The organism is Kribbella sp. NBC_00709, from assembly GCF_036226565.1.
GTDB lineage: Bacteria > Actinomycetota > Actinomycetes > Propionibacteriales > Kribbellaceae > Kribbella.
On record NZ_CP108996.1, the window covers coordinates 284,713 to 297,653 of the forward strand.

Below are 12,941 nucleotides of genomic sequence, written 5' to 3' on the forward strand. Positions count from 1 at the left end.
GGTGACGAATCGACCGCGGGCAAGCCTCGGCCGGGTGCTCGACGACCTGGGCGCGACCTTGCTGGAGCTCGTGCACGGTGACCCGGATCAGCCAGCGGAGATCGGCGGGATCGTCATCCACGACCCGCTCGACGACCCGGTCCTTCCCCCGCAGGCGCTCGTCCTCGGCGTCGGCCTGCACGAGCCCGACCGGATCGCCGACGTACTGCGCGATCTCGGCCGCCAGCAGGCCGCCGGGCTGGTCGTCCGTGCCCAGACGCTGAGGCCGCCGGCCGACTTGCCGACGATGGCCGAGCAGCCCGGTTCCCCGATCGCGGCCGGTGATCTCCTGGCGGACGCGGTGGCCGAGTCCGGAGTCGCACTGCTGGCGTTGACCCGCGGCGCGTCGTGGGACCAGCTCGCCGTGCTGCTGCGATCTCTGCTCGCCGAGGGTGACGTCGGTGACGCGGAGACCCTCGGTGGCATGCCGTCCGGTGACCTGTTCGCCCTCGCCAACGCGACCGCCGCGCTGCTCGACGCGCCGGTGACGATCGAGGATCGCAGCTCCCGCGTGCTCGCGTTCTCCGGCCGGCAGGACGAGGCCGACACCGCCCGGGTGCAGACGGTCCTCGGCCGCCAGGTACCGCAGCGGTACTTCCGCCTGCTCACGGAGTACGGCATCTTCCGCGAGCTGTACCGCACCGACCGCCCGGTCCAGGTGCCGCCGCTGCCGACCGCCGAGGAGGACTTCACCATCCCGCGCGTCGCCGTCGCGGTCCGCGCCGGCGACGAGATCCTCGGCTCGATCTGGGCCGCCGTCCGCGACCCGCTCACGGCCGAACGCTCCCAGGCACTGTGCGACGCCGCGAAGCTCGTTGCCCTTCATATGCTGCGCATCCGCGCCGGCGCCGACGTCGAACGCCGCCTGCGCGCCGACCTGGTCAGTACTGCGCTCGAAGGCGGCGCCGGCGCCCGCGCAGCCCTGGACCGGTTGGGACTGGCCGACCAGGCGGTCGTCGTACTCGCGCTCGGGATCATCGCCTCCTCCGACTCCGACGAGTCCGTCGTTGCCGACCTTGCGGGCGAATCGCTGGTCAGCCAAGCCGGGCTGGCCGGGGAGCGTCAGCGGCTGGCCGACGCGTTCGCCATGCATCTCGGCGCTGTGCATCCGCGGGCCGCGGCCGCATTGGTCGGTGATGTCGCGTACGGGTTGATCCCGGTTCGCCCCGAGCGGTCCGACGGCGAGGAACGCGCAGTACGGATCGGCAAGCACTTCCTCGAACGGATCGGCGATCGAGTCACGGCCAGCATCGGGGTCGGGCCGGTCGTGTCCGACGCCGCGCACCTCCCCAACGCGCGCGCCGGCGCCGACCGCGCCCTCCGGGTACTGCGAACCGGCCGCGCCGCCCCCCGCGTCGCCCGGCTCGCGGACGTCCACGTCGACACCCTCCTGCTCGAACTGCGCGACCTGATCGAGGCCCGTGGCGACGAGCCGACCGGTCCGATCGCTCTGCTCGTCGCGTACGACCGCCGGCACCACACCGACCTGGTCGAGACCCTGCGCGCCTGGCTCGACGCCTTCGGCGATGTCGCCGCTGCGGCCGCGGCCGTGTACGTCCACCCCAACACGTTCCGGTACCGCCTGCGCCGCCTGGCCGAAGTGGGCGGGCTGGATCTCGACGACCCCGACTCCCGCTTCGCCGCCATGCTCCAGCTCCGCCTGGTCCCCACCACTTGATGACCCGCCGGCACGGCATCCTTCCGGAGAGCAATCGGCTTCGAAGGGGACGGGACAGATGACCGACTGGTGGCGCGAACGGCGTCAGAACGAGCAGCTCGAAGACCTGCAGAGCGAGATGTCGTACGCGCGGCAGGAGACCTCACGGCTGCAGTCCCAGCTGTCCCGGGTCCAAGGCGGACTGCAGGACCGGGTCGAACGTCTCACCACGGCCTTCGACGCATTCGTCGAACTGTCCGACATCCGCCACGAGACGGCCGGATTCGTCAACGCCGCGGAGCTCCGCCGGTACGCGTCCCGAGTCCTCACCGCGATGGCCTCCAGCACGGAATTGCCGACTGCCGGCGAGCCCGTTGCCGGCTACTGGCTGGGTCCGGCCACCGATGCGCTGATCGCGCTGCACGCCGACAAGCCGGACGAGCAGGCCTTGAGTACGGCGATGGGCCTGGACGAGCGTCGTACGTCGACGTTCCTGGTGCTGGCGCTGGCCGCGCTCGGGCAGCGGCACAAGGTCCGGAGCGAGTGGCTGGACGTGGCGTTCGGCGTACCGGCGGCTGACGGCACGGTCACCCGGGTCCAGCGCGTGCTGTGGACGACGGCCGCCCGCGGCGGCGTCGGGATGGACGGCCTCGAGTTGGTGGTGAAGCGACTCCAATCGGTCACCTCCGCCGACGGTGCCTGGCTGTCGCGACTCGAGTTGCGCGGCAACGCGCCCGCCCGCCCGCGCGGCCAGTACCTGAAGGCGATCGAGGAGCAGAACAACGCCTCGGTCCGCCTGAGCAAGATCCGCGACGCCATCGAGTCGATCGCCGGCAACACCGAGGCCCGTGAGCCGGACCCCAGTCTGAGCTACCCGGAAGAGCGCAAGACCGACCGCACCCCCTCCAGCGCCGCCCGACGGGCAACCAACGAGTCCGGCCGTGGGTCTGCCACCGCCGACGAGCCGCCCAAGGACAGCGCGGCGGGGATGCTGCGGCTGCTGATCTCCGAGGGCAGCGAGCCGGAGCGGGAGACGCTCGCCCGGATCGCCGTGCTCCGCGGCCAGATCACCGGGACCGGTGGCAAGGCGGAGACTCTCGATGATCCCGCCGGTGCGGTCCAGGCGCACCTCACCGACGACCTGAACGTGTCCGCCGACCCACACCTGTCGATCGCCGCACTGCGTGTCGTCGGCCCGCTGGTCCTGCCGGCCGTGGAGACACTCGCCGAGGTCGCTGTGCGGCCGGGCCCGGCGGAGCTCACGATCGAAAGCGGCACCCACACGATCACCGTCCGCCCGGACGGGCCGGACCAGCTCGAGCTGAGCAAGGCGCAGACGGCGCTCACTGCGGCCGCCGATGTCACGACTGCCGCGCAGCGGGTGCTGCCGATCGCGATCATGGGGGTCGGCGCGCTGGTGGCGATCGGTCTCGGGTTCGTGCACTGGTTCTGGATCGTGGTCGGTCTGGTGGTGATCGGCATCGGCGCGAACCGCTATTGGTCACTCCGGTCAGCCATCTCCCGCGACAAAGAGTCGGCGGCCGGAGAGGTCACCAGCCTCAACGAACGCAGCGCTGCGGCCGCCGGCGAGCTGTCGGCGTACCTCGCCGGAGCCGACGCCCGCCAAGCCACCATCACCACGGACCTCACCGCGATCCGGCAGCATCTGACTGCTTGAGTGTTGGGCTACTGGTCGCGCCAGGTGCTGTGGTGGGTCCAGTTGATGACGTCGGCGGCTCGGCTGCTGTCGAAGAGGGAGGCGGTGCCTTCCAGGGCGGTGTGGATCTTGGTGTCGGGTGAGTATTCGGCCAGGAGGTCCGCGGTCGGCTCGAGGCGGCCGGTGTCTTCGGCGGCGATGACCAGCGCGGCGAAGCGGTCCTGGATGCGCGGGTGGAGCGACAGAATGCAGGCGCGGGCGGCCTCCGCCAGGTCGACGTACCCCCAGAGGTTGCGGCGGTTGTCCGCGGCCGGTGCGTCGGCGATGTACCGGCGTACCTCGTCGGGGGTGAGGATCCAGTGGAAGCGCAGGGCGGTGACCTGTACGCCGCGCCGCGCGTACGACTGGCCAATGCGTTCGAGGACGTCCTTGGTGAGCGCGTACGGGTCGACGTACCGGAGCTCGGTGTCCTCGTCGACCGGGACGTCCGGGGTGCCGATCTCGTCCGGGGACCACGCGGTGCCGTAGATCGAGCCACTGGAGGCGAGCACAGCGGTACGGATGCCGAGCTTCCACGCTTCTTCGAGGGCGTTGAACGTCGTGATCGCATTGGCCTCGAACAGACGCACCGGCTCGATGTTCTCCGGACTGGCGATCCCGGCACAGTGCACGATCGCATCAGCCCCACGCAGCGAACGGGCAACGGCCTCCCGGTCCATGAGATCAACCGGGTCCGGCCCGCTGAGATCCGCCTCGATCACCTCATGCCCGCCGGCAACCACCTGCCGGCAAACCTCCGCGCCCAGCTTCCCCCGCGCCCCACTAACCCAGATCCGCACCGACGCATGCTACCCGCGACGCCGGCCTGGCCAGCTGGAACGCGAAAGCCCGGCCTCGGGGGAACCCGGGCCGGGCTTTCGTGCGGTGGTGTTGCAGGGCTTACGACTTGCGCTTGGTGACTTCTTCGGTGGCGGTGGGGAGGACCTTGTGGAGGTCGCCGACGACGCCGTAGTCGACCAGCTCGAAGATCGGGGCTTCGGGGTCCTTGTTGACCGCGACGATGGTCTTCGAGGTCTGCATGCCGGCGCGGTGCTGGATCGCGCCGGAGATACCCGCCGCGACGTACAGCTGCGGGGACACAGTCTTGCCGGTCTGGCCGACCTGGTAGGCGTGCGGATACCACCCCGAGTCGACCGCGGCACGGGACGCACCTACGGCCGCACCGAGCGAGTCCGCGAACGCCTCGATCGGGCCGAAGTCGCCGCCGGTCCCGCGGCCGCCGGACACGATGATCGCGGCCTCGGTCAGCTCCGGACGACCGGTCGCCTCCCGCGGCTTCGACTCGGTGATCCGCGCCGTCTTCGCCGTGTCGGAGATCGACACGTCGAACTCCTCCACCTCCGGCGAAGTCTCGGCGGCCTCGGGGGTCGCGGCGTTCGGCTTCACGGTGATGATCGGCGTGCCGTGGGTGACCTTCGACTTGACCGTGTAGTTGCCGGCGAACACCGACTGCGTGGTGACAGGACCCGCCTCGACATCGACCGCGTCGGTGATCAGACCCGAGTCCAGCTTGACCGCGAGCCGGGCCGCGATCTCCTTGCCCTCGGCGCTCGACGAGATCAGGATCGCCGACGGCTCCAGCTTGGCCGCGACCTGCTGCAACGCCTCGGCCTTCGGCGCCACCAGGAACTGCGACAGCTCCGGGTCGGTCAGCGCGATCACCTTGGTCGCGCCGTACTGCCCGAGGGCCGGCAGCGCGTCCTGCACACCGTCGCCGATGAAGACCGCGACCGGCTCGCCGAGCCGGCGGGCGATGGTGAGGAGCTCGGCGGTCGTCTTGCGGACCGTGCCCGCGGAGTGGTCAACGAGAACCAGAACGTTCGACATAACTCAGCCGCCCCCTCAGAGGAACTTGTTCGTGGACAGGAACTCGACGAGCCCGGCGGCACCGCTGCCGTCCTCGTCGGTGACGATCGTGCCGGCGCTGCGCGGCGGGCGGGCGGTCACCTCGACCACCTCGGTCCACGCCGACGCGCCACCGACCTGCTCGGACGTGAGCTCCAGATCGGCCAGCGACCAGGTCTCGACCGGCTTCTTCTTCGCCGCCATGATCCCCTTGAACGACGGGTACCGCGGCTCGTTGGCCTGGTCGGAGACGCTCAGCACCAGCGGCAGCGTGCCCTCGATCGTCTCGCTCGCAGTGTCGCCGTCGCGGCGGATCCGAACGGTCTGCCCGTCGACGGTCACCTCCGAGCCCAGCGTCACGGCCGGCAGCCCGAGCCGCTCCGACACCATCGCCGGCACGACCCCCATGCCGCCGTCGGTCGAACCCATGCCGAACACGACCAGGTCGGCCTCGAGCTTGGCCAGTGCCTTGGCCAGGATCAGCGACGTGGCGACCGCGTCCGAACCGTGGATCGCGTCGTCGACCACGTGCACGCCGGCGTCGGCGCCCATCTGCAGACCCTTCTTCACCGCGTCCGCGGCCTGCTCCGGACCGACCGTGAGAATGGTCACCTCACCATCCCCGGCCTCCTTCACGGTGAGCGCGGTCTCGACGGCATACTCGTCCAGCTCGGACAACAGCCCGTCGACACCGGCCCGGTCCACCGTGTTGTCCTCGGAGCGGAAGCGGCGGTCCGCGGTGGCATCCGGCACGAACTTCGCGCAGACGACGATCTTCATAGCGTGTGGGACCCCTTCTGGTTAACGGTCTCTCCCAAGCCTGCCACGGATGTTACTCGCGAGAAACATGAGGTGCGTGCGAGTCCCATCACAGTCTCGTCGACCAGTAGTCTGACTCAGGTGACCGAGACGTTACCGCTCACCGGCGAGAGGACCGCACCCGGGATCTGGCACGAGAACTACTGGTTCGCGCGCCACGACGCGGCCTATCGCTGGATCACGGCCGAACTGCCGATCGAGCGGACCGGCCGGATCCTCGACGCCGGCTGCGGCGAGGGCTACGGCGCGGAGCTGCTCCGCCTGGCGGGCGCGGACTCCGTGACCGGTCTCGACTATGAACATACGACGTTGCGCCACGTCCGCCGGGTTTATCCACAGACCAATGTCGCGCGCGGCAATCTGGTGCAGACCCCGTTCGCGGACAACGCCTTCGGTTTCGTCACCTCACTGCAGACGATCGAGCACCTGTGGGAGCAGCCGCGGTTCGTCGCGGAGTGCGCGCGCATCCTCGCGCCCGGCGGGACCCTCGTCCTGAGTACGCCGAACCGCCTGACCTTCCCGAGCGGGAACTGGTACCACACCCGCGAACTGACCGCCGCCGAGTTCATCGAACTGCTGGAGCCGTACTTCGAGATCACGCACGCGCTCGGACTCCACCACGGCGAGCGGCTGACGTCCTGGGAGACGCAGTACGGATCATGTGTGGACGCTCAGCTCGCCGCCGAGCACGACCAGTGGGACGACAACCTGGCCGGGCTCGTGCGGAGTACGACGTATGCGGACTTCGAGATCCGCCCAGGAAACCTGGACGAATCTCTCGACCTGATCCTGGTTGCTACGGACGGATGATGCGCTCGACGATCTTGCCGGCGATCAGGTAGACCAGCGCCGCGATCCCCCAGTTGACCAGCAGGGTGTTCTTCGCGGTCTCCAGCCGGAACAGATCCTTGAACGGGCCGACCAGGTCGTGACCACGCTCGAGGATCCAGCGCACGATCTCGTTGCTCTGGTTGGTCTGGTCCAGCGCGGTGAACAACGCGCCGAGCGCCAGTACGGCGGCCGCGAGCACCGCGATCAGCCAGATCAGCGAGGCGATCAGGTTGCGCAGCTTCCGTACTCCGGAGCCGACCGAGGACAGCGCCTGCTTGCCCTTGCCGGAACCCGACGATCCCGACGAACCACCCCGGGCCGTCGGCGGTTTGTTGCCTGAGGCACCAGTCGGCCCGGACGGCTTGGCCACCGGTTTGCCCGCGGTCGCGCTCGTCGCGGCACCAGCCGTCACGGCAGCGTCCTTGCCGACGGCATCCTTGGCCGGGGCCGGCTGATCGGGTGCGGCATCCTCCGAGGCGGCCGCACCCGACGAGGCCTCGGCCGCCGCCTTCTCCCGCGCACGCTGCTCCGCCACGATCTCCGCCGCGGTCTTCGGGCGGGCCGTCCTGGTCGCGGTCGCCGTACCCGAGCCGCTCGCCGCGCCCGCTCCACCGGTCGCGTCAGTGCTCGGACCGGATACCGCACCGGCGTCTTTGTCCGGCGTCGTACCGGCCTTGGCGGCCGTCGCCTTCTCGTCCTGCGTACCCACGTCGTCCATCTCCTCAGCCGGGGTCCGTTCCTCGTCCGTGGCCACCGTGTCCGGGACCACCTCGGTCGCTGCCGCCGGCGGTCTCCTCCGCCGGCTGACCGGGACCGGGCGCGGCGACAACCGGCGGCGGGCACCCGCTACCGGGGCCGGTGCCGCTGTGCTGCCGTCTGCTGCCTGTGCTTCCGGGTTCATGCTTCCGTTCACGCCCATGTCTGGTTCGTTTGTTTCAAGCACTGGTTCCAACGTAGCGCTGCCAGGTGCCGCCGGCTCCGCAACGACCGGCGCAACCACCGGCGCAACCACCGGGGCGACGATCGGCACCGGGTCGACGGCACGCGTCCGCGCCTGTGTGATCGAGCCGTCGGCCGCAGCCTGGTCGAGCATCGACCGGGCAGCCTGATCGGACGGACCGATCGCAGCCTGGTCAGCCACGCTACTTCTCCTCTCCGACGCTCAACCGGTCGTGGGCGTCCGACCGGACGTGGGGGCCATAGTGCCCGACTGGTGAGTAACTTGAGAACCCCTCGGGAGTCTCTTTTTCACCACCTGCTTCTACCTCATCACTGCCCGCATCCCCCTCCTCGACGCTCCGGGAACCCGCAGGCGGGTTTTCCGGAGCGGGTTCCGCGGGCGTGGGCACAGCGCCGGCATGGAGCTGAGCGGTGGTCTTGTCGTTGGCCGCGGCCAGTCCGGCCAGGTACTTACGGCGCTCGGCGGCGGCGGTGTAGCGGGCCGCGCGATCGGCCACCACCACGGCCGGGATCCCCACCGCCACGGAGTACGCCGGGATGTTGCCTCGGGCAACGCTGTTGGCGCCGATCACCACGCCGCGGCCGATGTCGGCGCCGCGGGTGACCGTGACCTTGGTGGCCAGCCAGCAGTCGGGGCCGATCCGGACCGGCGACTTCACCAGGCCCTGGTCCTTGATCGGCAGGTCCAGATCCTCGGTCTTGTGGTCGAAGTCGCAGATGTAGGTCCAGTCCGCGATCAGCGTCGACGCGCCGATCTCCACGTCCAGGTAGCAGTTGACCGTGACGTCGCGGGCGAACACCACCTTGTCGCCGATTCGCAGCGTCCCTTCGTGCGCGCGCAGCCGGGTCTCGTCACCGAGGTGCACCCACTTGCCGAGCACGATCCGGCCGTGACCGGGCCGCGCCACGATCTCCAGGTGCTTGCCCAGGAAAACGAAACCCTCGGTGATCACCTGCGGGTGGCGCAGCTTGAACCAGGCGAACCGCCAGTAGCGCTTCAGGTAGTACGGCGTCCACGCCCGATGGCGCACCACCCAGCCCAGATTCGCCGCGGTGAGTAACCGCATCAACACACCCTACTGCTTGTCCTACTGCTTGCCCGCGACACCCGTGATCGAGACGTTGTAGTACAGCTCGTCCGGTACGACGCTCGACAGCACCTTGTCGACCTTGGACAGCTGCAGCCACGACTTGTACGCGAACATCCGCCACCCGAACCCGAGCTTCTGCTCCGGTACGGCGGCCTCGAACGTCCGGATCGGCCACCCGACCCACGCGGCCAGCAGCTCTTCCGTCACCGTCTTCACGTCCGTGGCACCCGCCCGCGACGCCATCCGCGCCAGCGTGTCGGGGTCGAACGTGTGCAGGTCGACGACCGCCTCGAGCGCGGCCGCCCGCGACGACTCGTCGAGCTCCGCCTGCGGCCGCCGCCAGTGCGCCAGCGCCGGCAGCTTGGTCACGTTCGTGGTCGCCCACCAGGTGAACCGCGACAGGCGCCGGGCCACGAAGTCGCCGTACCGCGTGGGCTCGCCGCAGATCACGAACCGCCCACCCGGCTTGAGCACCCGCAGCATCTCGCGGAACGCCAGCTCGACGTCCGGGATGTGGTGGATGACCGCGTGCCCGATGACGAGATCGAACGTGTCGTCGTCGTACGGCAGCTTCTCCGCGTCGGCGACCTGGCCGTCGATCGCGAACCCGAGGGTCTTCGCGTTCTTCTTCGCGGCCTCGACCATGCCGGGCGACAGGTCGGTGACGTGCGCCTCGTCCAGGACACCGGCCAGCTTGAGGTTCAGGGTGAAGAAGCCCGTCCCGGCGCCGATCTCGAGCGACTTCCCGTACGGCCAGCCGCGCGAGCCGGCCACCGCGGTGAAGCGGTCCCGGGCGTAGTCGACGCAGCGTTCGTCGTACGAGATCGACCACTTCTCGTCGTACGTCGAGGCTTCCCAGTCGTGGTAGAGCACCTGGGCGAGCTTGTTGTCGTTCCAGGCCGCCTCAACATCTTCGGCGGAGGCGGCGGGCTTGGAGGTAGCAGACATCAGATTCCCTTGAATTCAGCTTTACCCGGACCGTTTTCGACGAACGACTTCATCCCGATCGTGCGGTCCTCGGTGGCGAACAGCGCGGCGAACTGCTGCCGCTCGATCTCCAGCCCGGTGGTCAGGTCGACGCCGAGCCCGGAATCGATCGATTCCTTGGCGGCGCGCAGTGCCATCGCGGCACCCGTGGAGAACTGCGAGGCCCAGGCAACGGCCGCTTCGTACACCTCGGCGGCCGGTACGACCTTGTCGACCAGACCGATCGCGAGCGACTCGGTCGCGTCGACGAAGCGGCCCGAGAAGATCAGGTCCTTGGCCTTGGACGGGCCGACCAGGCGGGACAGTCGCTGCGTGCCGCCGGCGCCCGGGATGATGCCGAGCAGGATCTCCGGCTGGCCGAGCTTGGCGTCCTCGGCCGCGATCCGGTAATCCGCGCAGAGTGCGAGCTCGCAGCCGCCGCCCAGCGCGTACCCGGTGATCGCGGCAACGGTCGGCTTCGGGATCGCGGCGACCGCGGACAGCGAGGACTGCAGCGGGCCGGAGCGCTTGGCCATGTCGGCGTACGACATATCCGCCATCTCCTTGATGTCCGCACCGGCCGCGAACACCCGCTCGCCGCCGTAGATCACCACCGCGCGGACCTCGTCCGAAGCGGCTGCCTCCAGTGCGGCGGCCCGGATCTCCTCCTGGACCTGGACGTTCAGTGCGTTCATCTTCGGCCGATCCAGCCGGATCGTCCCGACCCCGTCACTCACGGTCAGGTTGACGAACTCACCCATAACCCAGCTCCTAACAGTTCCCGGGGACTACCCATCGGTCACATCCCCGGGAACCGTACCGGACCAAAGCAAGCCGGTGTACTACGGGCTGCTAAAGATCGACCGCTTGACCCGAGGCGGCGGAGCGGCGGGCTGCGTCGACGATGCGGAGGGTGCGGAGGCCTACGGCGCCGTCTGGCTGGGGTACTACGGCCGGCTGCTGACCGGCCTTCGCCGGGCCTGAGGTGTTGACGGCGTCCAGGAACGTGTCGAGGAGCGACGCGTCCAGGTTGCCTCCGATGCCCAGGAACACCTCGCCGGAGGCGTCCGTGCCGCCGACGTGCGGGAGGAACGGCTCGATCTCCACCGACCCGTTGGTACCGGTCACCTGCAGCGAAACGCCGCCCCACGTCGGACCGTTGTCCGGAACGCTCCACGAGAAGTCGATGGTTGCCAACAGCCCGTTGTCGTAGTTGATCGTCACCAGCCCGCCGGTCTCCACCTCCACTCCCTTGTCCTGGTGCAGGATCCGGTTGGCAGCGGCGTACACGCGAGTAGCGGACGCACCGCCGGTCAGACCGTCGATCAGGTCCGCGCAGTGCACGGTGTGGTCGACCATCGCTCCCCCACCGGCCAGCTTGGCGTCGGTGAACCACTGCCGCGCGGCGTACGGGATCTTCCCGTTGTTCGTCCCCAGTACGGCGAACACGTCACCGAGCCGCCCCGCCTCGACGTTCGCGCGCAACTGCAGGTACGACGGCGCGAACCGGACCGGGTACGCGACCATCAGGATCACTCCGGCCGCCTCGCACGCAGCGAGCATCGCCTCGCCGTCCGCGACCTCCGTGGCCAGTGGCTTCTCGCACAGCACATGCGCACCGACAGCGGCAGCCCGCTCGACCAGGGCGCGGTGACCGGAGTTCTCCGACGTCACCACAACCGCATCCGGGCCCCAGGCGAACAGTTCGTCGTACGAGTCGACGTACGGGATGCCGAAGCCCTCGGCAAAAGCAGCACCGCGCGGCCCGTCGTCCGGTGCGGACGCGCCGTCGGGGTCGGAGGCCAGTACGTCGACGTCCGGCATCGCAGCGAGCAGATGCGCGTACGAACCGGCGTGAACGTGCGCGAACGAAGCGATCGCAACCTTGAGCGTCATGCCACAGCTCCACTCGAGACGAAGGTCTTCATGTCGATCGGCTGGCCGGACTCCATCGACGCACGCGCCGCCTCGGCCAGATAGACGGCGGTCGCACCGTCGGATGCGAGCACCCGCGGCTCGGCGCCGCCGCGCAGCCCGACGGCCAGCTCACGCAGCTGCGTCAGGTACGGGCTCTCCCCCAGCGTCGACGCCGGGATCAGCAGGTCGCCGCCGGCATCGCCGTTCTGCAGCTCCTCCTTGTAGCCGAGGTCACCGTCCGAAGTGAACTTCAGTACGCCGGTCGAGCCCGCAACCTGGAACCCGGTCTGGAACGTCGTACCCGTCGCTCCCCAGGTCGCCCGGCAGTGGCTGATCGCTCCGCTCTCGTGCGTGAGGGTGACGTGCGCGGCCACGTTGACCGGGCTGACGCCGTCCACGGTCGGCGGGTTCTGCGCGGCGTACACGCTGGTGACGTCGCCGCACAGCCAGCGTGCCTGGTCCAGGTCGTGCACCATCAGGTCCATGATCACGCCGCCGGAGCGGGCCACCTCGCGGTACCAGCCGGCGCCGGCCGGCGAGGACGCCTGCCGGTAGAACCGTGCCACCGCGACCGCACCGATCCGACCGGCCTGGATCGCGTCGTACGCCGCCTTGTACGCCGCGAAGAACCGGACCACGTGGGCCGGGTACAACCGGACGCCGGCCGCCCGGGCCGCGTCGATCACCTCGTGCGCGTCAGCCGCGGTGAGCGTCAGCGGCTTCTCGCAGATCACGTTCTTGCCCGCCTTGATCGCGGCCAGCGTGATCTCCTTGTGCGTCGCCGACGGTGTGACGATGTCGACGAACTCGGCCTCGGCCAGGCAGTCGTCCAGCGACGCCACGACCTCCAGCCCGTACTGCTCCGACAGCTCCTCGGCACCTTCCAGCGAGTGCACCAGGACCCGGGCCCCGAGGGCCTTCCACGCGGCCACGTGCACGTGGCTGATGTTGCCCGCGCCGATCAGACCCACGGTCAGACCGGCAAGCTCTTCCGACATGAGATCCCCAAATGGGTGGGTAATTAGTAACGGTCCTTGCGTATCACTGCGCAGAGGCGTTCGCAACCACCGTCTCACGAACACAACTACCTCACTATCGA

12 protein-coding genes are annotated in these 12,941 nt (G+C 69.5%); 3 read left to right on the plus strand and 9 right to left on the minus strand.

Features of this window, described 5'->3' with window-relative positions:
* Position 1 precedes the first annotated feature (1 nt).
* On the plus strand, positions 2 to 1,717 hold the full coding sequence (locus OHA18_RS01410) for a helix-turn-helix domain-containing protein (RefSeq protein WP_329001607.1): 1,716 nt from the start codon (positions 2 to 4) through the stop codon (positions 1,715 to 1,717).
* Between the two features lie 58 nt (positions 1,718 to 1,775).
* On the plus strand, positions 1,776 to 3,374 hold the full coding sequence (locus OHA18_RS01415; RefSeq protein ID WP_329001609.1) for a hypothetical protein: 1,599 nt from the start codon (positions 1,776 to 1,778) through the stop codon (positions 3,372 to 3,374).
* Positions 3,375 to 3,382: 8 nt separating this feature from the next.
* Here OHA18_RS01415 and OHA18_RS01420 read toward each other — a convergent pair whose 3' ends face one another.
* From OHA18_RS01420 to OHA18_RS01430, 3 genes are all read right to left on the minus strand, one after another.
* Positions 3,383 to 4,192 carry an NAD-dependent epimerase/dehydratase family protein gene (locus OHA18_RS01420; protein WP_329001611.1) on the minus strand — a complete coding sequence of 270 codons (810 nt, stop codon included), beginning with the start codon at positions 4,190 to 4,192 and terminating at the stop codon, positions 3,383 to 3,385.
* A gap of 100 nt (positions 4,193 to 4,292) precedes the next feature.
* The gene (locus tag OHA18_RS01425) at positions 4,293 to 5,240 is read right to left on the minus strand and encodes an electron transfer flavoprotein subunit alpha/FixB family protein (protein WP_329001614.1); all 948 of its coding nucleotides are present in this window, start codon (positions 5,238 to 5,240) and stop codon (positions 4,293 to 4,295) included.
* A gap of 15 nt (positions 5,241 to 5,255) precedes the next feature.
* Complete coding sequence (locus OHA18_RS01430) at positions 5,256 to 6,038, minus strand: electron transfer flavoprotein subunit beta/FixA family protein (RefSeq protein ID WP_329001615.1); 783 nt, start codon at positions 6,036 to 6,038, stop codon at positions 5,256 to 5,258.
* 120 nt (positions 6,039 to 6,158) lie between these two features.
* Here OHA18_RS01430 and OHA18_RS01435 point away from each other — a divergent pair, with 120 nt between their 5' ends.
* Entirely contained in the window at positions 6,159 to 6,887 is a 729-nt protein-coding gene (locus OHA18_RS01435; protein WP_329001616.1) for a class I SAM-dependent methyltransferase, read from the plus strand.
* Here the strand turns inward: OHA18_RS01435 and OHA18_RS01440 are convergent.
* The 6 genes from OHA18_RS01440 to OHA18_RS01465 all read right to left on the minus strand — a co-directional run bounded on the left by OHA18_RS01440 (position 6,874) and on the right by OHA18_RS01465 (position 12,840).
* Entirely contained in the window at positions 6,874 to 8,049 is a 1,176-nt protein-coding gene (locus tag OHA18_RS01440) for a hypothetical protein (RefSeq protein WP_329001617.1), read from the minus strand. The genes OHA18_RS01435 and OHA18_RS01440 overlap by 14 nt on opposite strands.
* Before the next feature lies 1 nt (position 8,050).
* A complete protein-coding gene (locus OHA18_RS01445; protein ID WP_329001618.1) occupies positions 8,051 to 8,935 on the minus strand; it encodes an acyltransferase in 885 nt (294 codons plus the stop codon).
* 21 nt (positions 8,936 to 8,956) lie between these two features.
* Complete coding sequence (locus OHA18_RS01450; RefSeq protein ID WP_329001619.1) at positions 8,957 to 9,907, minus strand: class I SAM-dependent methyltransferase; 951 nt, start codon at positions 9,905 to 9,907, stop codon at positions 8,957 to 8,959.
* Positions 9,907 to 10,686, minus strand: coding sequence for an enoyl-CoA hydratase/isomerase family protein (locus OHA18_RS01455; RefSeq protein WP_329001620.1), 780 nt, complete (start codon positions 10,684 to 10,686; stop codon positions 9,907 to 9,909). Before OHA18_RS01455 ends, OHA18_RS01450 begins: the two co-directional genes overlap by 1 nt.
* Positions 10,687 to 10,777: 91 nt before the next feature.
* Entirely contained in the window at positions 10,778 to 11,821 is a 1,044-nt protein-coding gene (locus OHA18_RS01460; RefSeq protein WP_329001622.1) for a Gfo/Idh/MocA family protein, read from the minus strand.
* Complete coding sequence (locus OHA18_RS01465; protein ID WP_329001624.1) at positions 11,818 to 12,840, minus strand: Gfo/Idh/MocA family protein; 1,023 nt, start codon at positions 12,838 to 12,840, stop codon at positions 11,818 to 11,820. Before OHA18_RS01465 ends, OHA18_RS01460 begins: the two co-directional genes overlap by 4 nt.
* Between the last annotated feature and the right edge of the window lie 101 nt (positions 12,841 to 12,941).

Excerpts from the sequence above, each read along its gene's own strand:
- OHA18_RS01415 (WP_329001609.1), top strand. The coding sequence starts at position 1,776 with ATGACCGACTGGTGGCGCGAACGGCGTCAGAACGAGCAGCTCGAAGAC.
- OHA18_RS01445 (WP_329001618.1), bottom strand. The coding sequence starts at position 8,935 with ATGCGGTTACTCACCGCGGCGAATCTGGGCTGGGTGGTGCGCCATCGG.
- OHA18_RS01465 (WP_329001624.1), bottom strand. The coding sequence starts at position 12,840 with ATGTCGGAAGAGCTTGCCGGTCTGACCGTGGGTCTGATCGGCGCGGGC.
- OHA18_RS01460 (WP_329001622.1), bottom strand. The coding sequence starts at position 11,821 with ATGACGCTCAAGGTTGCGATCGCTTCGTTCGCGCACGTTCACGCCGGT.
- OHA18_RS01425 (WP_329001614.1), bottom strand. The coding sequence starts at position 5,240 with ATGTCGAACGTTCTGGTTCTCGTTGACCACTCCGCGGGCACGGTCCGC.
- OHA18_RS01430 (WP_329001615.1), bottom strand. The coding sequence starts at position 6,038 with ATGAAGATCGTCGTCTGCGCGAAGTTCGTGCCGGATGCCACCGCGGAC.
- OHA18_RS01455 (WP_329001620.1), bottom strand. The coding sequence starts at position 10,686 with ATGGGTGAGTTCGTCAACCTGACCGTGAGTGACGGGGTCGGGACGATC.
- OHA18_RS01450 (WP_329001619.1), bottom strand. The coding sequence starts at position 9,907 with ATGTCTGCTACCTCCAAGCCCGCCGCCTCCGCCGAAGATGTTGAGGCG.